The following is a 21,786-nucleotide window of genomic DNA, read 5'->3' as shown; positions in this document are numbered from 1 at the left end:
ATTACATAAACATCAAGGTTTTGAAGTTATTTATTTAAAGCTTTATCCGAGTAAGGTACTTATGGGTGGTCATATAAAGCGTTTTTTCATCGTCACTTAACGCACAGTTAGCTGAGGCAAGTTCAGTCAATATTGTGCCTAAATGTTTACCACTTGGATCGAAAACATAAACACCTCCTGGTCCTGTTGCGAATATGATCCCGTCTTTATTGACTTTGAGTCCATCAGGCAGACCTTCGAGCGTTGCAACTTTATCTGTTGCGTCGAAGAAAACTCTGCCATTTTCTACTCCAGATTCTGATAGGTCGTATGCCATCCATATGGCACGTTCTGAGTCTGAGTTGGCAACATATAATGTTTGCTCATCAGGAGAAAGAGCTATGCCATTTGGCCTGGTTAAGTCATCGGTAAGAAGTGTCAATGTCCCATCTATAGCAAGCTTATATACTCCATTATAGGTCAATTCTTTTAGCGAATCATCGTCTTGCTTTTGAAGTCCATATGGAGGGTCTGTGAAATAGATATCACCATTGCTGGCCACTGCTAGATCATTTGGGCTGTTGAATCTTTTATCTTCAAATCGATTGATCACAGATATAAATTCCGGGTTCTCTATGCTGAGTTGTTCTTTTTTGATTCGTGCCAACCTTCTATCCCCGTGCTGGCATAGCAATAGATCACCATTGAGATCTAATGCAAGTCCATTCGCTCCTCCAGTAGTTGATGAAGGCTCTATGCCTGTATGACCAGATGGTTTGAGGTAAACTTGATTGCCATCAGATTCATTCCACTTGTAAACAGTATTAGCTGGTACATCTGAGTATAAAAGAGAGTTAAGCTCTTCGACCCAAACAGGGCCTTCAGACCAAAGAAATCCCTCCGCTAAAATTTCTACTTTGGCATCTTGAGAAACGATATCATTTATTGCCGGATCTAGTCGTTCTACTGATCCGATAGTTGGATATTTTTCGACTGATTCAGTCGATTCTGATTGATTGGATTGGCCGCAACTCCAGCATAGAAGAAGTATTAAGCCAGTTTTAATAAGTTGATTGTGATGCATTATTGCAAATTAAATGTTGAAGTTAGATTTCCAATTTTAATATCAAATTCTCCTGCTTCAGTTCTCCATTCATTGTCTAAGCCAACAAAAGAAAGGTCTGAAGCTTTCAATTTAAATTGAACAACCTTACTCTCGCCTGCATCAAGTGCTATTTTTTTGAAACCTTTCAATTTTCTATTGCTAGGTGTTACGCTTGCATATCTATCACTTACATATAATTCTACCGTGTGATGTCCTTCAATTTCTCCAGTGTTTGCCACGTTGACGCTGACTTCAACTTCTCCATCCTCTTTGATTGAAGTAGTGCTTAGCTGAAGATCTGAATACGCGAATGAGGTATAGCTTAAGCCATGCCCGAATGGCCACTGCGGTCGATAAGCACCACTGCCATATGTGTTTGGTTGATCTTCTCTAATTGTTTCTGAAAACTTATGATCATATAAAACAATGTCACCAGTCATTTTAGGATAGGTATATGGCAATTTACCTGACGGATTATATGTGCCAGTTAGCACATCTAAAATAGCCGATGCTCCTTGACTCCCTGGGCGATACGCATTTACGATTGCATCCATTTCAGACTCAATAGAAGATATTACTCTTGGCCTTCCTTGGACTAAAACAACAACAACAGGTTTTCCAGTACTTGCAGCTGCTTTTGCAAGTTCAATTTGCTTTTTATCTAATGTCAAATCATCGATGACACCAGGCCCTTCTGCATATGAATTTTCTCCGAGACATAGTACAATCACATCAGCCAGTTTTGCATCCGAGATCAATTTTGATGTATTGTAATTATCAGGATGGTTAAAATCAGGATTGGCATTTGAAATGATACTCCCATTAAATCCTTCCTCGGCAAAATAACTGCTGAATACCTCAACTATTGTTTGAGTAGATTCAGGATAATAGTTCGAATTGTTTCCTTGCCATGTAAAAGACCAACTGCCATGCAAACTTGGGATGTTGTTGGCTCCAGGTCCAGCAATCAGGATTCTTTTGTTACCACTTAGCGGGAGAATGTTGGACTCATTTTTCAATAAGGTTATAGACTCCAATGCAGCTTGTTTAGCCAAATCTTTAAATTCTTCTTTCCCAAAGTTTTTGATAGCCTCATTTTCTGGCAAAGGATTGTCAAACAACCCAAGATCTAATTTTAATTGAAGTATTCTCCCAACAGCTTCGTCAATACGTGCCATGCTAACTTCACCTTCATTCACGAGCTCAACAAGGTAGTCGTAAAATGAATAATCCAGTGGAATCATGCTCATATCTATCCCTGCATTGACAGCTATTTTAACTGCTTCTTTTGGAGTAGCTGCTATTTTATGTCTTGTATGTAGCCTAATGATATCTTCCCAATCAGATACAGCCAATCCTTTGAAACCAAGTTCGTCACGGAGGATTGATTTTAAGAAAAATTCGCTTCCGTGAACAGGCACTCCATTTACTTCGCCTGAGTTAATCATAACTGTTGATGTGCCTGCATCAACAGCTGCCTGGAATGGAGGTAAAAAGATTTCTCTGAGCTGTCTTTCCGGAATATAGGCCGGCGTTCGGTCTTTACCACTGGCAGGGACAGAATAGCCAATAAAATGCTTCATACACGAAGCAATGGCATCTGTCTTCTTAAGGTCATTTTTTTCGTATGCCTGAATAACACTAGCACCCATGCTACTTGTCAAGTAAACATCTTCGCCATAAGTTTCTTCAAAGCGTGACCATAATGGCTCTCTACCCATACCCACGACAGGATCAAAATTCCATCTGATTCCTGCAGCTCGGGTTTCGAGAGCAGTAACATTTGCAGACTGAGCAGCTAAGTCAGGATTTCTAGTGGCAGCCATTCCAATGTTGTGTGGGAAAAGTGTACCCCCTTGAATATAGCTAGCGCCGTGTATTGCATCAATGCCATAAAGTACAGGAATAGCATTCGGTGTTTCGCTGGTTGCCAGATCTTGTATTTGATTGATTATAGCATGCCATTCTTTGAGTGTATATGCATTGCCTTTTACATTGAGTATTGATCCAACTTTTTTATTTAGAATGGCGGTTCTCAATTTCTCAGGGTCCACCTCAGTATTGGAATCATCCTTGAGTATAAGATCAATTGTCACTTGGGTCATCTGACCCACTTTCTCTTCTAAAGACATATTTGATATCAGTGATGAAACTTGATCATCAAATTCACTTTTTTCCGGACTTTTGAAGTTGCAGGAGTATGTAAAAAATAGAATTGCTAGGGTGAAGGCAATTTTTGATAATTCAAATCTTGACATTGTGTTGTTCATTCGAAAGTGCTATTTGTATTCGAATCCAAAATTCAATCAATGGGTGCTATTATAGCATGGAACCCTAATCCAAAGATGACGGGTATTTATTCCATTTTACTTTATTAGTTTTGAAAAATGCGCTCTTCGTTGCCCCTAGGTCTGTTTTTATGTTTTAGCCTTGAAATTTTTAGTCAAGAAGGCATTCGCTTTGAACCATTGCCTAAAGGCATTTCTCAAGGGTCCGTAACTAAGATAGTAAAGGATCAGTATGGGTTTTTGTGGTTTGGCACACGCTACGGACTAAATAAATTCGATGGAATAAGCTATCAGCATTTTCCAAGAAAGAAGGATGGTGAAGTATTTAAGGAAGGGAGCTATGTAAGAGATATTGAGCTTGACGAAAACGGCGATATCTGGATTGCGACAGAAGGTTCTGGAGTATTAAAATATGACTATTCGGCGGACACGTTTCATGTATTTAAGCACAACGCGTACGATGAAAATTCAATATCTGCCAATGCATCTGGAAGCTTATTGCTTGAGGGGAATAACCTATGGATAGGCATAAAATCGAAAGGGATCAATCGGATAGATTTTAACACCAACAAGGTAGACCGTTTTTGGTCCAATATTGATGATGATAAAAGCCTTTCTAGCAATCACACTACTGCTATTGAAAGAGACAATCAAGGTAATATCTGGATTGGGACATGGTCAGGGTTAAGTCTTTATTCACCGAGTAGTTCAAGTTTTACTCGGTATGATCTTACTGAACGTGGATTACAATCCGACAATGTTGTATGTATGTTCAAAGGCCAAAATTTTTGGTTAGGGTTAGACAAAGGCTTGGCTCGAATAAACTATCGCAACAATCAATATCATTTTGAACCTCTTTATTCTCAAGATCCTGTTTATCAAAGATTGATGGATCTCACAGTCCTTTCAATGGCTGAAGATGCTGATGGTAATCTTTGGATAGGCACTGAAAATGGAGGTCTTTTTTATTATAACATTTCCAATCAAAAGCTTAGTCAATACCAACTAAGAGATCCTACAGGTACAATCATTAGTAATTCGGTTTGGTCGCTATTGGTAGATGATCTTGGAATACTTTGGGCTGGCACATTCAACGGTGGAGTAGTAAAGGTTGATCCTAATCACCAGCGGATGAAGCATGTTTACAACAAGGCAAATCTTGATACTGAGATTAGTCAAAACATGGTTTCGTCTTTTGCTGCGATTGATAGTCGTTTTGTTTGGGTGGGTACAGACGGGGGTGGATTGAATCGCTTTGATTTAGTCAATGGTATTGTGGATCAAAAATTTGATTTAGAAACCCATGGAGGTAGCAATGCAGTATTGGATGTTCTACTCGATAAGCAAGGTGACCTTTGGCTAGCGACTTGGGGAGGGATGATGAAAAAGCAGGGAAGTTCTTTCATCACCTATACCTATAACAAAAGCAGGTTGGAGTTGGGACCATGTGGCAATCAACTCTTCGATTTAATGGAAGATGACCGTGGGAACATTTGGGCCGCATCCTTTAGAGCCGGAATAAGCGTCTATTTGAAAGACCAACGCATCTTCAAAAAGTTATTTCAATCTGATGAAGAGCTAAATCAAATAACTAGTGAAAGACCAACAGTAATTTATCAGGATTCGAATGAAGATATATGGATAGGCACTGAAGGTGATGGTCTATATAAAGTACAGGTTGATGAAAACTATGATTTAAAACAGTCTCAGCTTTTTGAATACGAGGAAGACAACGAATCAAGCCTTTCTCATAACATCATCAACATCATCTTCGAAGACCAAAATGGAGTCATCTGGGTAGGAACTGAAGGTGGAGGGTTGAATAGATACGATAAAGAAGATCATTCCTTTAAACGATTTACCAAAGAAGATGGACTATCCAGCAATTTGATTTATGCCATTGCCGAAGACGATAATGACAACCTGTGGCTAAGTACGAATAATGGTTTGTCAGTTTTAAATACCTCAAGCAATACAATCAGAATTTTTGACGAAACGGATGGAGCTCAATCTTCAGAGTTTATTAAAGGTGCTGCAATTACCGCCCCCAATGGAGATTTATTATTCGGTGGCATAAAAGGTTTTAATCATTTTACTCCTGGCTCATTTACCATTAATAATAACATTCCCGATGTATTTATAACCTCAATGGAGTTTGAGACAAGACCAGATCATTCTATATATCTGGGAGAAATTCTTGAACTAAGTAATCAGGATAAGAGGGTTGAGCTCGAGCACGAAGCAAATGATTTTATCATTGATTATGCTATTCTCAATTATTCGAAATCCACGAAGAATCAAATCGCCTATATGCTCAAGGGGTATGATGATCAATGGATAGAGCCATCAAACTACCAAGAAGCAAGATATACCAATGTGCCACCGGGCAACTACGAATTTCAGGTCAGAGGATCAAACAATGATGGGAAGTGGAATGAAGAAGCTGCAGTCTTAAAGATCCACATTAAAAGGCCGTGGTGGAATACAACATTGGCGTATATAATATATACGCTTTTAATAGGGACAGCCTTGTTTGGTTTTGGATGGTTATTCATAAAACGAGAAAGGCTTAGAAGAAACCTCACAATAGAACACATTGAACTAGAGAAAATGAAAGAACTCGATTCAATGAAATCTCGATTCTTTGCCAACATTTCTCATGAATTTAGAACTCCGCTGACGTTGATTATTAGTCCGTTAAAATCCATGATCGATGGGTTTTTCAAAGGCGACCCCAAAAATCAATATAAAATGATGGCTCGAAATGCAGATCGGCTTTTGAGTTTGATCAATCAGTTATTGGATCTATCAAAACTGGAGGCTGGACACATGCAATTGCAAGCTTCCAGGCAAGATTTGGTGAAATTTGTGAAGCCTATTGTCCATTCCTTTACTACGTATGCGGAAAAACAATACATCGATTATAAGTGTACGTTTCCAGAGGAAGACATTTCATTGTTTTTTGAGAAAGACAAACTTGAAAAAATCATTGTCAACTTACTTTCCAATGCCTTTAAATACACGCAGGAATTTGGAAAAATAGACTTCTCAATAGTTGAAAAGGAATCGACCATTCAGTTGATAATTGAGGACTCAGGCATTGGCATGTCCAAATCTCAACTTGACTTGATATTTAATCGCTTCTATCAGATTGATAGTACGGAAAAGAAAGGAACAGGAATTGGGCTAGCATTGACCAAAGAGCTCGTTGAATTGCACAAAGGAGTGATCAATGTGACAAGCACAGAAGGAGAAGGGACCAAGTTTGTCGTTGAATTAAGAAAAGGTGGCGAGCACTTGAGTGATGAGGAAAAAACATACATAGCAGATGATTTTCATTCGAAGGAAAAAGAACCTTATGTTCGAAGGCATCCTATGGATGTATCTGATGTAGAAACGGTTGAAGATGATCCAGAAAATGAAAATTTACCAATCGTATTGGTTGTGGATGACAATGAAGATATCAGACTATTTATCAGCGAACACCTTATCTCTAACTATCGCATCATGGAGGCTGAAGATGGAGAAAAAGCTTTGAAAATTGCTCAACAAGAAATTCCGGATATAATCATTTCCGATGTGATGATGCCTCGAATGGATGGATATGAATTATGCAAAGCGCTAAAGCTTGATGATAAAACCTGCCATATTCCATTCATTCTACTAACGGCCAAGGCTTCGAACGATAGTGCACTGAAAGGTTTTGAAATCGGAGCCGATAACTACGTGACTAAACCATTCAATCCAAAATTACTAGAGCTGCGTGTTCGAAACATTTTACAGTCACGGGAAAATCTGAAGTCTCAACTACTGGACCATACCAATGTTGAGCTTGCTCCTAGTGAGGTCAAAGTGGTCTCTAAGGACAAAGAATTTTTACGCAAGCTTATTGAGTTTATAGAATTAAATATGTCTAATTCTGACCTCAGCATCGATGACGTTTGCAAAGAGATGGGGTTAAGCAGAACACAGCTTTATCGCAAATTGAAAGGGCTAGTTGGTCAGTCAGCTAATGAGCTCATTAGGTCCATTAGATTAAAGCGGGCAGCTCAGCTGATTAAATCCAATGAGATGACCATTTCTGAAATAACCTATGAGGTAGGTTTCAATGACCTTCAATACTTCAGGTTTTGTTTCAAAAAACAATTTGGGGTGAACCCTTCGGAATATGGAACTGAAATAGAAGCATGATAAATGTTTCACCTGATTTTTTGCCATTTTGGCAATTATTCGTCGTTTTTCAACTCCAAAACTGTAATTAATGCAACATTCACCAGTCTATAACGGAACGAATCCCTATGCCTTTCTCAATCAAAAAATCTGAAGTTTGATGTTGAAAATAGTATGTACCTAAAGTCGCTATGGCGTTTTGAAATCATACTTCAATGAGAATCATTAATTCATTAATCATGAAGAAAAATTACATTTTACAAAAGGTTAGAATTGCACTACTAGCAATCTTTTCTTTAGCGTCTTCATTTACCCTTCTTGCTCAGCAGACAGTATCAGGAAGAGTGACTGATGAGAACGGAGAGGGATTGCCAGGAGTTACGATTCTAGTCAAAGGCACCAACAGTGGGGACGTAACCGATGTAGACGGGAATTTTACAATCAATGCGTCATCATCTGATGTCTTGGTGTTTTCGTCGATTGGATTCCAAACCCAGGAAATACCAATCAATAATCAGACATCGATTGCTGTTAACCTACAGACCGACTTACAGTCTTTACAAGAAGTAGTAGTACTTGGATATGGAAGTCAGTCAAGAGAAGAGTTTACGGGTTCTATCGCGGTGGTACCTGTAGCTGAAGCTTTAAAGCTTCCAGTAGCAAACGTTTCTGAAGCACTTCAAGGTAGAGCGCCAGGAGTGAGCGTCATTACACAGGGACAGCCTGGTGAAGCACCGGAGGTAAGAATTAGAGGATTTGCGTCGCCTAACGGCAACGATCCACTATACATCATTGATGGTATGCAAACGACTGATCCTACAATCATGAATGACATCAATCCGGCAGATGTAGAAAGTATCCAGGTATTGAAAGATGCTGCATCAACTGCGATCTATGGGGTGAGAGCTTCAAATGGTATTGTAATTGTTACAACCAAGAGAGGTCAGGTTTCTGGCAAACCTAAACTTAGCTTTGAAGCTTTTGCAGGGGTGCAGAATCCAACGAACTTCCCAGATCTATTAAGCGCTCAGCAGTGGGCAGATGCTTTTGGTGATGGGACAATCCCTCAATATTTAGGATCACCTAATGAAAATCAGCCATACAACTTTGACACCAACAGAATCACTCCGACAAGCTCAGGAGGTACTGATTGGGTAGATGAAATATTTGACCCAGCGTCATTCCAAAACTATTACCTGTCAGCTCAGGGTGGAACAGACAGAGGTAGATACATGATGTCTGTTGGATACCTAGATAAAGAAGGTGTAGTATTAAATACCGGGTATGACAGGTTCAGTGGAAGAATCAACAGTGAATTCAATATACTAGACAATTTAAGAATTGGTCAGCATTTAAATATTTCTACGAGCAACCAACAGGACATTCCTAGAGAAGCTAGTGATGATAATCCAATCTCACTTGCGTCAAGAATTCACCCATTTATACCTGTGAGGGATCAAGGTGGAAATTTTGCAGGTAATGCTGTTGCTGGTTTAGGAAATGCAGCGAACCCAGTTGCAGCCTTAGAAAGAGCAAATGCATTGGGTAATAATCTACAAAGCTTTAGAACATTTGGAGATGCGTACCTTGAATTTGATCCGATTGAGGATCTTACATTTAAGACTACACTAGGTATCAACAATCGAGTTGATAGAAGACGAACTGTCACTCCGCAGAACCCAGAGCACTCGGAGCCTATTACAACGACTCAGTTGACCGAAGATACATACGAGCAGTTTTCTTGGGTTTGGTCAAATACTGCTACTTACACTAAGAGTTTTGATAACCACAACTTCAAAGCATTGATAGGTGTAGAATCAGTTAAGGATCAAATCACAAAAAGACAAGTGATTGGTCGAGAGTTCTTCTTAGAAACTGAGAACTTCGTTCAAATTCAAGCAGCACAAGAAATAAGTGTACCAATTGGAGATCCTACCAACGGTAGACCAAACGAAGAAATCAGCACATCGCTTGCTTCAGTTTTCGGTAGCCTTAACTATAACTACGACAGAAAGTATTTTGCATCATTCTCTGTTAGAAGAGATCAAACTTCAAGATTCACTGATGCTAACAATACGGGTGTATTCCCTTCAGCGAGTGTAGCTTGGGCCGTGCATAAAGAGTCGTTCCTCGAAGGAAATTCTACGATTTCTAACTTGAAGCTTCGATTCTCTTTTGGAGAAACTGGAAACCAGTCGATTTCTAGATCTAACCCGACAGTCGATCTATTTGGATTTGCTTCTGAACAATCGGCATATGACATAGATGGAAGTGGATCTGGCGAAGCAGTCGGTATCGTTCAAACGCAGATAGGTAATCCTGATCTTACATGGGAGACTTCCAGACAAATCAACTTCGGTGTTGATTTTGGAATGCTTCAGAATGATTTGAATGTGTCATTAGACATCTATAAAATCAATACGGAAGATATGATTTTCGCTCCGCTAGTTGCAGGTCTTCCTGCAGTTACTACCGCACCAGTTGTAAATATCGGAGAGATGGAAAACAGAGGGTTTGACTTGAGCATATCTTACGGAAACTACTCAAAAGGTGGTGCTGTGAAATATGATATCACAGCAAATGTATCTGCTTACAAAAATGAATTGGTTGCTTTTAATGATGAAAGTGCTGAATCATTCCCTGGAGATGTTTATAGAGGGTCATCATTTACTAGAACTGATGTGGGTAACCCTATATCATACTTCTACGGCTTAGATGTAATTGGAATTTTCCAGAATGAAACTGAAGTGGCTAATAGTCCAGATCAAGGATTTGCTACCAATGCTGACGGTGTAGGTAGATTCAGATATAGAGATGTGGACGGAGACGGAGATATCGATGCAGATGATAGAACTAACTTAGGCAGCCCACATCCTGATTTTGTTTTTGGATTAAACGCTTACGTGGAATACAAAAACTTTGATATTTCCCTATTTGTAACAGGCAGCCAGGGCAATGAAATTTATAATCAAACAAAGTTCTTCACTGATTTTCCTCAGTTTGATGGTAATAGAAGTACTCGAATCTTAGATTCATGGACACCAAATAATCCAGGTGCTAGCTTGCCTTCATTAGATGGCAATGGAGCGGACAATGGTGAGACTAATCCAAACAGTTATTTTGTTGAGGATGGATCTTATGTTAGGTTGAAAAACCTTCAGATAGGATATAACCTTCCTCAAAGTGTGCTTTCTTCAGTAAAAGGTCTTGAAAGTCTACGTGTCTACATTCAAGGCACCAACCTCTTCACAATTACTGATTACAATGGCTTTGATCCTGAAATCACAAACAGAAATGCATCTGCACAACCGAACTTAAGTATGGGTGTTGATTTTGGAAGATTTCCTCTTACTCAGGTTTACACCATTGGAGTTAAAGCCGGTTTTTAAAAGTTGAATTAGGAATTTAAAATTCAAGAAAATGAAAAATAGAATATTGTCAATAACATTGCTTTTAACAGCCTTTTTGTACTCGGCATGTGACGATGCGTTCACAGAAACACCTCCTGCTGAGGGGGTACTGTCTGAAGAAAATTTAAAGGATGCTGAAGGCAACTTTACAAGAGAAGCAATTGAGCTCTTTGTAATAAATGCATACGCGAACCTTTATGGTAATAATGTAGGAGATCCGTGGTTAGGTACTCCTGACAACTGGTGGTTTGATGTAATTACGGATGATGCACACAAAGGAAGTGATGTTTCTGATCAGCCGGACTTGGAGCAACTCAGAAACTATACTTACAATGCATCGAATCCTTATTTCCTAACTAAATGGCAAACGCTTATTGGTGGGGTAGTTACCGCTAATAATGTAATCGCCAATTCTGAAGGAGTAGAAGGAGTTGATGACCTAGTAGCAGAAGCACGATTTCTCAGAGGACACTTCAATTTTGAATTGCAGAGAAGCTGGGATAAAGTGCCATATATCTCGGAGGATGATACAACAGCTAACATCGCTAACACAGGAGATATCTGGGCTGAAATTGAGGCGGATTTCCAATTTGCTATCGATAACCTTCCTGCAGCAGCTTCAATTCGAGCCAATGGAATGTCAGCGAGAGCATACTTAGGAAAGGTATTATTACAGCAAGGAAAATACAGTAATGCGCTTACTGTACTGAATGAGGTAATCACAAGTGGTGCTTATTCATTGGAGACTGAATTTGAAGACAACTTCAAGTCTACAACAGAAAATGGATCGGAATCTGTTTTTGCGATTCAGTTCACAGCTCAAGATGGAGCAAGCGGCACAGAAAACGGAAACCTTGGTTCTACACTTAATCACCCTGCCGGAGGTCCATATGGATCTTGCTGTGGTTTTTTCCAACCAACTCAAGATTTAGCGAATGCATTTAAAACTGGAGCTGATGGTCTTCCGCTTTTAGATACATACAATGACAGTGATATCACGAATGATAATGAGATTCTTAGCACGGCGGCATTCAGCATTTATACAGATCCGCTTGATCCAAGAATCGACTATACAGTAGGTAGAAGAGGAGTTGATTTCAATGGCTGGGGACTTAACCCAGGAGCTGACTGGATTAGAGATGCTGGTGGAGCATGGTCTTCTGGACCATACTTGTCGAAGAAAAACACCTATAAAGAGTCAGACTTCTCAGATGCGCAGGGTTCAGGTCCTTGGGGTCAGCAATCTTCAGGCCTAAACTACAATGTGATTCGCTATGCAGATGTATTGCTCATGGCTGCTGAGGCAGCAGCAGAGACCAATGATCTGGCTACTGCATTGAACTATGTAAATCAGGTAAGACAGCGAGCAAAAGATATGACACCAGTAAGTGATGCTATCAATTACAACGTTGAGCCATATACTGCTTTTGCTGATCAGGCATTTGCTATAGCTGCTGTGAGACACGAAAGACGGTTGGAGTTAGCAATGGAAGGTCACAGATTCTTTGATCTGAAAAGATATGGTGCCACTGATGCTACGCAGATCTTATCAGATTTTGAAACAAACGAACAACGAACAATCTCAGCATACGATCCAGGAGCATTTGCTGAAAGGTTCCTTACTTTCCCTATACCTAGCGGGGCTATAGATATAAGTGGAGGAGTCCTTACGCAAAATGATGCCTGGAACTAATTAGGTTTTTTAACAGGTCAGGGCGATTTCAATTATATTGGAATTGCCCTTTTTTATTAAATAGATAACGAAATGAAAAAGTACTGGAGGTATTTCTCTTGCATCGCCTTGCTATCAATCCTTTCATGTGAGTCAGAGGAAAGAGTCGATGGTCAAGCAGGTTTTTCTAAGGTGAGCCCAGAAGCTTCAGGAATTCATTTTGTTAATGAACTGACCGAAACAGACACATTCAATTACTTCACATATCCATACATATATATGGGAGGTGGAGTTGCTCTTGTAGATCTGAACAATGATGAACTACTTGATGTATACTTCACAGGAAATATGGTTTCCGATCAGATTTACCTCAACAAAGGAGATTTAAAATTTGAGGATATCACCGAAAGTGTGGGGCTGTCGTACGATAAAAAATGGCATACAGGAGTTACTGTTGTTGATATCAACGAGGATGGTTTACAAGATATTTATGTCAGTGTTTCAGGTCCTCAAGAAAATCGTAAAAATTTACTCTACATTAATGAAGGCGAGCTTCAATTCTCAGAACAAGCTGCCGAATATGGGATCGCTGACAATGGAAATTCCATTCAGTCCACTTTCTTTGATTATGATAATGATGGGGATTTGGATTTATATGTAGCAAATTACCCGATCACCAGTTTCAAGACACCAAACTTTAAGTACAAGTATCTCATGAATACGGTCACTGAAGAAAAGAGTGATCGTCTATATCGTAACGATGGAAATGGGAAGTATGTGGACGCCACGAGAGAGGCAGGCCTTCTGTCTTTTGGCCTTTCAATAAGTGCGACAGTTGCTGATTTTAACAACGATGGTTGGCAAGATATCTACGTCTCGAATGACTTCAGTACGCCGGATTACTTCTTCATCAATAACGGGGATGGCACATTCACAGACCAATTAAAATCCACCACAAAGCAGACCTCATTTTACAGCATGGGTGCCGATGCTGCTGATATTAACAATGATGGATTAACGGATTTTTTCCAAGTAGATATGTCTGCCGAAGACAATCGAAGATCTAAGGCTAATATGGCAAGTATGGATGTTTCTCTTTTCTGGAGTACCGTCAATAATGGATTTCATTATCAGTACATGTACAATACGCTCCAGCTAAATAGGGGGGTTGACAATAATCTGCCTGTGCTAAGCAATATTGCAGCTTTGGCTAATGTCACTTCTACTGATTGGAGTTGGGCTCCGTTATTTGCAGATTTTAATAATGATGGCTGGAAAGATTTATTCATTACCAATGGCACAAGACGTGAGATCAACAATAAGGATTACTTTAATGCTATAGAAAGTCAAAGGGGTAAAATGACTCCTCAAGAATTGTTAGAAGCTGCCCTCAATATTCCTTCTGAACCGGTAGCAAACTATTTCTATTTGAACAACAAGAAAATAGGATTTACGAACGAAACTGAAAGTTGGAATCTTGATCAAAAAGGATTTTCTAATGGGAGTGCATATGGTGATTTAGATAATGATGGAGATCTGGATTTGGTAGTAAATAACATCGATTCAGTCAGCTGGATTTATAAAAACACATTGAACGATCAAGGGAAGTCGAATTTCCTTAGAGTTAGACTTAAAGGCAAAAGTTCAAATAGCTATGGAATTGGAAGCAAGATTACCATTTATGCAAATGGTTCTCAGCAAACCAATCATGTTATGCTAAGTCGTGGATTCCAGTCTTCGGTTGAACCAATAAGTCATTTCGGATTAGGATCAATAAATAGTGTGGATTCGATCGTTGTAAACTGGCCCGATGGAGGTGTTTCTACCATTGCTGGAGTACAAGGCAATCAAACCATTTCGATAGCACAAGAAGAAAGCTCGGACTCTGAGCAACCTAGTTCTCAAAATCAAACGCAATTCGTAGCGAGAAATGAATCGGTCGATTCTTTATTTATACATAAAGAAAACAACTTCAATGACTATGCATTTCAAGTGCTAATGCCTCATAAAATGTCCAACCTCGGTCCAGCTTTAGCTACTGGAGATATCAATGGAGATGGGTTGGATGATATTTTTATTGGCGCAGCTATCGGCCAAAATCCGAAAACCTACCTCCAGACTTCAATAGGCACCTTCATTACTGCTCAGACCTTCGAGGGAGAAAATTATGAAAATATTGACGCTACGTTTTTCGATGCTGACAATGATGGAGACCTCGATTTATATGTGGTGAATGGAGGGAATGAATACGACAGTCTTTCAGGAAATTATCAAGATCAGCTATTTCTCAATGAGGATGGTCAGTTGATTGAGTCTGCCAGCTTACCTAAATTTTACTCCAGTGGAGGTTGCATACGACCATTTGATTTTGACAATGATGGTGATCTAGATCTCTTTGTTGGAGGACGGTTGTCGCCAAGGCACTATCCTTTTCCTGGTACGAGTCATTTACTTGTAAATAAATTGGAAACAGGCACTTTGACTTTTGAAGATCAAACGCAAGAGCTGGCTCCTACAATCTCAAAAGCCGGTATGGTTACTGATGCGTTGTGGATGGACGTTAATAATGACAAAGTTGAAGATCTGATCGTTGCTGGCGAGTGGATGGATGTGTTGTGGTTTGAAAATACAGGGGAGCGTTTACTGCCACCTCAAACATTAGTAGCTGATAGTAAAGGTTGGTGGTTCAGTCTAGAAAGCGGTGATATAGATAATGATGGGGATCAAGATTTAATACTTGGGAATCTTGGAAAAAACTATAAATACAAAGCATCGCTGGAAGAACCATTTGATGTTTTTGTAAAAGACTTCGATCTAAATGGAAAGGATGATATAGTCTTAAGCTATTACAATTTTGGAGCTCAGTTCCCAGTGCGAGGTAGACAATGTTCTTCTCAACAAATTCCAGCTCTTAAATCAGCATTTAAAGATTACAATTCATTCTCAACTGCAACAGTGCAAGACATTTTTGGAACAGACGCCCTTTCTAGTTCACTGCATTATAGCGCCAATACTTTTGCTAGTAAATATTTGCAAAACAATGGTGATGGAAGTTTTACAGCGTTGGACTTACCTGAGATCGCTCAAATATCACCAGTAAATGACATCCAGATATTGGATGTGAATGGCGATGAAAACCTAGATGTTTTGTTGATTGGAAATTTACACGCTTCCGAAGTGGAGACACCTCGTGCAGATGCAGGTATTGGACTGCTTATGCTGGGGAGTGGCAATGGAGAATTTACTCCTGTTTCAATGAATGAAAGTGGCCTGATAATCAAACATGATGCTAAGCATTCTTCAGTGATTGAAATGAATGGAAGGGCTGCTTTGGTCATTGCAAATAATAACGGTCCGATGCAGATTTATCAGAAATCTAGCGAATAAGTATTCGCTTGAAACATTCACCAGTCTATTACGAACCGAATCACTTGGTCTTGAAGCACATTACTTGATGAAGTTTGGAGTGTAATTGAATAGTTCAATACACCAAACTTGAATTCATTATGCTAGTAGTTGTCATGGGAGTAAGTGGCAGTGGGAAATCCACCATCGGTAGAGGAATTGCGGAGAGACTGAATCTGCCCTTCTATGAAGGGGATGATTATCATCCCGATAAGAACATCGAGAAGATGTCTAAAGGCATTCCATTGAATGATTTTGACAGGAGGCCATGGTTAAAGAGAATCAATGGCCTTTTACAAGATAGTGAGCACAAGTATGGAGCAGTATTTACCTGTTCAGCATTAAAACAATCTTATAGGGATTTACTAGGGACATCGGTTGAAAAAATAAACTGGATTTTCCTTCATGGATCTGAGCGTACCTTGAGAAAAAGGATGCTCAATCGCAATGATCATTTTATGGGGGCGAATATGCTTGAGTCACAATTGAGTATCTTAGAAGAGCCTGCAAATGCTATCAAAGTGGACATTTTAAAGGATCCCAATGCGATTATTAATAACATCTTAAGACAATTACTAAATGAGTAAATCATCATTTGGATTAATCGGCCTGGGAGTGATGGGGAAGAGCCTGGCATTGAATATCCTTCGAAACAACTTTTCCCTCTCTGTATATAATCGTAATACTGATCAAGAAGCTCATTTACTGACTGATTTTATGAAGGAGAATGAACATCAGGATTTGGTTATAGGATTCTCTGAATTAAAAGATTTTGTCCATTCACTAGAATCGCCAAGAAAGATCTTGCTCATGGTAAGCGCGGGGCCTGCGGTAGATAGTGTTATAGATGGGTTGATCACTTACCTTGATAAGGATGATATCATCATTGATGGTGGAAACTCACATTATTTAGATACCGAAAAGCGTATTGCAAAAGTTGAAGAGCATGGGATTCAATACTTAGGTTGTGGCATATCCGGGGGTGAGGAAGGTGCTTTGAAAGGACCTTCTATCATGCCTGGAGGATCCAAAAAGGCCTATCAAAATGTGTCTCCAGTACTTGAGAGTATCGCCGCCAAGGATGCTTCTGAAAAACCGTGTTGCAGCTTTGTAGGACCGGGAGGTGCTGGAAACTTTGTGAAGACAATACATAATGGGATAGAATATGCTGAGATGCAACTCATAGCTGAATGTTATGAGGTGATGAGACACACCAAGTCCAACGAGGAAATATCAGACATTTTTGAAAGCTGGAATAAATCTGATTTATCCAGTTACTTGCTTGGTATTACTGTCCAGATCCTTAGAAAAAAGGAAGGAGATCAATACCTGTTAGATCTAATATTAGATCGAGCTGCAAATAAAGGAACCGGGTCATGGTCGAGTCAGATATCACTTGGGAATGGCATGGCCACAACCATGATGACCGATGCAGTTTTTGCTAGGTATATATCAGCTCAGAAGGATCGCAGGGTTGCAATTTCAAGACAAGTCAAGCGAGATGTCAATATTCAGGATATTGAAGAGAGCATAATTGAAGATACCTATCGATTTGCCAGAATTGTCAATCATCAACAAGGCTTTGCTTTGATAAATGAATTGTCAAACAAAAACGGCTGGGACATTGACCTCTCAGAAATAGCTAGAGTATGGACCAACGGATGCATCATCCGATCAAGCCTAATGGAAAGATTGATCCCATTATTCAGAGAACAACAAGACCTCTTTGATTCCAAGCATACATTAGAGCAACTTACGCAAGCAGAGGAGGCGGTCTCTCTATATTTAAAATATGTGATAGAGGCTAAAAGCCCATCTCCTGTTGTCTCCTCGGCATATCAATATTGGCTTGGGATTACCGCAGGCAACTTACCCGCTAATCTATTGCAGGCGCAGCGTGATTTTTTTGGTGCTCATACCTATGAAAGAACGGACTCGAAGCGCGGTGTTTTCTTCCATACGAACTGGTAGGTGATGATTGATTTTTGGTTATTATCATCGGTGCTCGTTGGAGTAGGCGTTCTTTTACTCCTTATTTTGATTGTGCGTTTGCAGGCCTTTATTGCAATGCTTATTTCAAGCATTTTGGTGGGCTTATTGGCAGGTATGCCTCCTGAGGCACTTATCAAGACGATCCAATCTGGAATGGGTGGCACTTTGGGCTATGTCGCGATCGTTGTAGGCCTTGGAGCCATTTTTGGAGCTATTCTGGAGCAGTCAGGTGGCGCACAAGCTATTGCTCAATATCTTCTCAGAAAATTTGGAGAAAAGAATGCCAGCTGGGCCATGGTGGTAGCAGGTTTTTTTGTCGCTATTCCTGTGTTCTTCGATGTAGCTTTTATCATTTTAATACCGCTTGTCTATGCACTTCAAAGGCGAACAAAAAAATCCATACTGTTGTATGCAATTCCACTATTGGCTGGGCTTGCCATAACACACGCATTCATCCCACCGACTCCAGGGCCAATCGCAATTGCTGAAATTTTAAACACGGATTTAGGCTTAGTTATTCTTTTTGGATTTCTGATAGGACTGCCCACAGCTATTGTAAGTGGACCCGTATTTGCAAAATTTATTTCAAGAAAGATTTTTGTTGAAGCCCCAAGTAGCAATGTAGATGCTGATGAAGAATTGGATACTTCGCTCTTACGCAATACTGTTTTGATCGTTGGGTTGCCAATAATGCTGATCGTTCTTAATACTGTTTTGAGTAGCAATCTTGTTGGTTCCGAAGGTTCTTTAGTTGGCCTGAAAAATTTTGTTCAAATCGTTGGTCACCCGTTTGTTGCGCTGATCATGGCCAATCTGCTGGCATTATACACATTGGGGGTCAAGAGAGGGGTTTCTCGTGAAGCGCTGCAGGAGATGAGCACAAAATCACTAGCTCCAGCAGGAACAATCATTTTATTGACAGGAGCAGGTGGTGCTTTCAAGCAAGTTTTAATTGATACAGGCACGGGGGAGATGTTAGCTTCTTGGTTTACGGATAAAGATCTTTCCATCTTTCTTTTCGCCTATATCGTTGCCGCAATAGTTCGGGTTCTGCAAGGGTCCAGCACGGTAGCTATGATCACAGCTGCTGGGTTGGTTTCTCCACTTATTGGTGCCGATAGTGTGGCATCATTAAAAGCACTTACAGCAATAACCATCGCATCGGGAGCTTCTGTAATGTCTCATGTAAATGACAGTGGATTCTGGCTCGTAAAGCAGTACCTCGGCTTGACTGAAAAGCAGTCATTTGCCAGTTGGACACTGATGACCACAATCCTTTCATTGGTAAGCTTTGTTTGTGTTTTGATTGTGGCGACCATACTGGGATTATAAATAATAGCAGGAAGCCTGAAGAGGCGTGACTTCCTGCCTTTTTATCACCTAACTTCAAATGAAATTTTTTCTCCAGATTCAGCATTTGGGGCTACCCAAAAATTGAATTTTCCAGGCTCTAGCATAGATTTTCCGTCCTTGTTATAGTAGCTAAGTTTTTCTACTGGCAGTAAGAAGGTCATCGATTTAGACTCACCGGGTTCCAATTCAATCTTATCAAAACCGACAAGTTCTCTGACAGGTCTTGTGATACTTGCTGAGACATCCTGAAAATAATATTGAACAACCTCAGCAGCTTTACTATCTCCGGTATTTGTAATCGTATATTTAACTTCTAGTGCCTCACCTTCTACGAATTGATCCTGATTTATTGCGATCTCTCCGTACTCAAATTGAGAGTAGGTAAGTCCATATCCGAATGGAAATAATGGAGTATATCCATCATCTAAATAATGAGATTCATTGCCTAATGAACTTTGCCAAGCCTCAATAGGGATATCCTCAATGCCAACATAGGAATCTGCAGAGGCTGGTCTGCCAGTGTTCTTATGATTATAAAATATTGGAACTTGACCAACACTTCTTGGCCAGGTGACAGGCAGTCTGCCCGAAGGAGAAATGGATCCAGTTAAGATTTCTTCCAATGCAGGGCCTCCCATAGTACCCGGATGCCAGGCCATCAAAATAGCATCCACATCGTCAATAATATTTCCAAGTGTGATAGGTCTGCCTGCCATTATTACCAATACCAATGGTTTGTCCAGTTTGGCTAGTTCTTGTATTAATTCTTCCTGAGCTCCTGGTAGATCAATATTTGCTCGGCTATGGGCTTCTCCAGATAAAATGGCTTCCTCTCCACCAATGAATACGATTATATCTGATTTTTTAGCTGCCAGTAAAGCTTTATCAAATCCTTTTTTGGATTTGTCTCTGCTGTGCGTCATTCCTTCCGCGAAATTTATTTGACCGGAATATTTTTCTCTCAAAGTTGCAAGTGGAGTTATAGTATGCTCTTTTTCACCATCGAATGTCCAAGTCCCAAGTTGTTCATGTGGAGCATTAGCTAATGGTCCTATTAAGGCGATTTTTTTCTGATCTGGGTTGAGCGGCAATACATCTTCATTCTTTAAAAGAACCATACTTTCGATTGCTGCTGATTTCGCTGCTTCTAGGTGCTCAGGTAAATACGATTTATTTTCTTGATTAAAATGAGGCTCCTCGAATAGGTTCATTCTAAATTTTACTCTTAAGATGTTTCTGACCATCACATCAAGTTGGTCCATGTCGATAGTTTGCTCTTCAACAAGCATTGCCAGATTTTCTTCATAGGTTTTGCTTGTCATCTCCATGTCGAGTCCTGCTAAACCTGCCTTGAGTGCGGCTTCTTTCTCATCTTCAGCAAAACCATGCGGGATCATCTCGATTACAGAATCCCAATCACTAACCACAAATCCATCAAAATTCCATTGGTCTCTTAGTATTTCTTTGAGCAAAAACTGGTTTCCTGAAGCGGGCACACCATTGAGCTCGTTAAAACTTGTCATAAAGCTGCCAACTCCCACATCAACAGCTGCTTTGAATGGCGGTAAGTAAACATTATACAAGAGTTCGTCATTGATAATAGCTGTATTGTAATCACGTCCTCCGATTGCCGCACCATATCCTGCAAAGTGCTTTGCGCACGCTACCATAGACGATGGATCAGATAAGCTTTCCGCTTGAAATCCAATGACAGAAGCTTTGGAAATCTCAGAGGCTAAAAATGGATCCTCGCCCGGGGATTCTGCAATTCGTCCCCACCTTGGATCTCTAGCAATATCGATCATCGGAGCAAATGTCCAGCGAATACCTTGAGCGGAGGCTTCAATGGAGGCGATTCGAGATCCTTGTTCGACCAGTTCTAAGTTCCAGCTAGCAGCCTGCCCAAGTGGGATTGGGAAAATGGTCTTGAAGCCATGAATCACATCACGTGCGAATATGAGAGGAATTCCGTTTGGACTTTCTTCGATGGCTATGGTTTGAAGTTCTTTGATATGATCTGTGTTCATCACATTTAGCATGGCGCCAATCTCACCATTTCGCACTTGCTCTTTAATCTCTTCAGATAAACCACTGCCTCTCGATGAAGTCCCTCGTAAAGCAGTTTGACCAATTTTTTCTTCTAGAGACATTTTGCTCAACACGCTATCTACTTTTCGCTCAATACTTGATGTTGACGTTTCCTGCGGTTCAGAGCAGGATAATAGTAGCAATGCAAATGCTGTTGTGATAAATTGATACTTCATATTTCTGTACATAATTGGTAAAGCAATAGTAAAAAATGCCCTGGCTAATAAGATGGACAAAGGGTTCAAAGTAGAAGGGTATTTGAACTAAAGAGGAAAAACGGTCACATTGTTATATTTATGATGGTTATCCTTGTGAAGATCAAGA

10 protein-coding genes are annotated in these 21,786 nt (G+C 40.0%); 7 read left to right on the top strand and 3 right to left on the bottom strand.

The window, feature by feature from the left end; translation table 11 throughout:
* Window positions 1-34: 34 nt before the first annotated feature.
* Together ACY650_RS07140 and ACY650_RS07135 are read right to left on the bottom strand one after the other, a co-directional pair.
* Window positions 35-1,063 carry an SMP-30/gluconolactonase/LRE family protein gene (locus ACY650_RS07140; RefSeq protein ID WP_462253189.1) on the bottom strand — a complete coding sequence of 343 codons (1,029 nt, stop codon included), beginning with the start codon at window positions 1,061-1,063 and terminating at the stop codon, window positions 35-37.
* Window positions 1,063-3,354, bottom strand: coding sequence for a glycoside hydrolase family 3 N-terminal domain-containing protein (locus tag ACY650_RS07135; protein ID WP_462253187.1), 2,292 nt, complete (start codon window positions 3,352-3,354; stop codon window positions 1,063-1,065). Before ACY650_RS07135 ends, ACY650_RS07140 begins: the two co-directional genes overlap by 1 nt.
* A gap of 117 nt (window positions 3,355-3,471) precedes the next feature.
* On the opposite strand from ACY650_RS07135, the gene ACY650_RS07130 reads away from it, so the two are divergent.
* The 7 genes from ACY650_RS07130 to ACY650_RS07100 all read left to right on the top strand — a co-directional run bounded on the left by ACY650_RS07130 (window position 3,472) and on the right by ACY650_RS07100 (window position 19,353).
* The gene (locus ACY650_RS07130; RefSeq protein WP_462253185.1) at window positions 3,472-7,563 is read left to right on the top strand and encodes a two-component regulator propeller domain-containing protein; all 4,092 of its coding nucleotides are present in this window, start codon (window positions 3,472-3,474) and stop codon (window positions 7,561-7,563) included.
* 218 nt (window positions 7,564-7,781) lie between these two features.
* Window positions 7,782-10,931 (top strand): SusC/RagA family TonB-linked outer membrane protein, encoded by a 3,150-nt coding sequence (locus ACY650_RS07125; protein WP_462253183.1) that lies wholly within the window; start codon window positions 7,782-7,784, stop codon window positions 10,929-10,931.
* A 31-nt stretch (window positions 10,932-10,962) separates the two neighbouring features.
* Window positions 10,963-12,645 (top strand): RagB/SusD family nutrient uptake outer membrane protein, encoded by a 1,683-nt coding sequence (locus ACY650_RS07120; protein ID WP_462253181.1) that lies wholly within the window; start codon window positions 10,963-10,965, stop codon window positions 12,643-12,645.
* Window positions 12,646-12,717: 72 nt separating this feature from the next.
* Window positions 12,718-16,011 carry a VCBS repeat-containing protein gene (locus ACY650_RS07115; RefSeq protein ID WP_462253179.1) on the top strand — a complete coding sequence of 1,098 codons (3,294 nt, stop codon included), beginning with the start codon at window positions 12,718-12,720 and terminating at the stop codon, window positions 16,009-16,011.
* Window positions 16,012-16,130: 119 nt separating this feature from the next.
* Window positions 16,131-16,616, top strand: coding sequence for a gluconokinase (locus ACY650_RS07110; RefSeq protein WP_462253177.1), 486 nt, complete (start codon window positions 16,131-16,133; stop codon window positions 16,614-16,616).
* Window positions 16,609-18,000, top strand: coding sequence for an NADP-dependent phosphogluconate dehydrogenase (gene gndA, locus ACY650_RS07105; RefSeq protein WP_462253175.1), 1,392 nt, complete (start codon window positions 16,609-16,611; stop codon window positions 17,998-18,000). Before ACY650_RS07110 ends, gndA begins: the two co-directional genes overlap by 8 nt.
* A 3-nt stretch (window positions 18,001-18,003) precedes the next feature.
* Complete coding sequence (locus tag ACY650_RS07100; protein ID WP_462253173.1) at window positions 18,004-19,353, top strand: GntP family permease; 1,350 nt, start codon at window positions 18,004-18,006, stop codon at window positions 19,351-19,353.
* Window positions 19,354-19,397: 44 nt separating this feature from the next.
* Here the strand turns inward: ACY650_RS07100 and bglX are convergent, their stop codons facing one another.
* Complete coding sequence (gene bglX / locus ACY650_RS07095; RefSeq protein ID WP_462253171.1) at window positions 19,398-21,638, bottom strand: beta-glucosidase BglX; 2,241 nt, start codon at window positions 21,636-21,638, stop codon at window positions 19,398-19,400.
* Between the last annotated feature and the right edge of the window lie 148 nt (window positions 21,639-21,786).

This window comes from Ekhidna sp. (assembly GCF_963691765.1).
GTDB lineage: Bacteria > Bacteroidota > Bacteroidia > Cytophagales > Cyclobacteriaceae > Ekhidna.
Note: the sequence above shows the minus strand (reverse complement) of the source record. Positions and strands in the feature narration are given on the sequence as shown.

Coding starts and splice junctions, on each gene's coding strand:
- ACY650_RS07100 (WP_462253173.1), top strand. CDS start 18,004: ATGATTGATTTTTGGTTATTATCATCGGTGCTCGTTGGAGTAGGCGTT.
- ACY650_RS07120 (WP_462253181.1), top strand. CDS start 10,963: ATGAAAAATAGAATATTGTCAATAACATTGCTTTTAACAGCCTTTTTG.
- gndA (WP_462253175.1), top strand. CDS start 16,609: ATGAGTAAATCATCATTTGGATTAATCGGCCTGGGAGTGATGGGGAAG.
- bglX (WP_462253171.1), bottom strand. CDS start 21,638: ATGAAGTATCAATTTATCACAACAGCATTTGCATTGCTACTATTATCC.
- ACY650_RS07115 (WP_462253179.1), top strand. CDS start 12,718: ATGAAAAAGTACTGGAGGTATTTCTCTTGCATCGCCTTGCTATCAATC.
- ACY650_RS07140 (WP_462253189.1), bottom strand. CDS start 1,063: ATGCATCACAATCAACTTATTAAAACTGGCTTAATACTTCTTCTATGC.
- ACY650_RS07110 (WP_462253177.1), top strand. CDS start 16,131: ATGCTAGTAGTTGTCATGGGAGTAAGTGGCAGTGGGAAATCCACCATC.
- ACY650_RS07125 (WP_462253183.1), top strand. CDS start 7,782: ATGAAGAAAAATTACATTTTACAAAAGGTTAGAATTGCACTACTAGCA.
- ACY650_RS07135 (WP_462253187.1), bottom strand. CDS start 3,354: ATGAACAACACAATGTCAAGATTTGAATTATCAAAAATTGCCTTCACC.
- ACY650_RS07130 (WP_462253185.1), top strand. CDS start 3,472: ATGCGCTCTTCGTTGCCCCTAGGTCTGTTTTTATGTTTTAGCCTTGAA.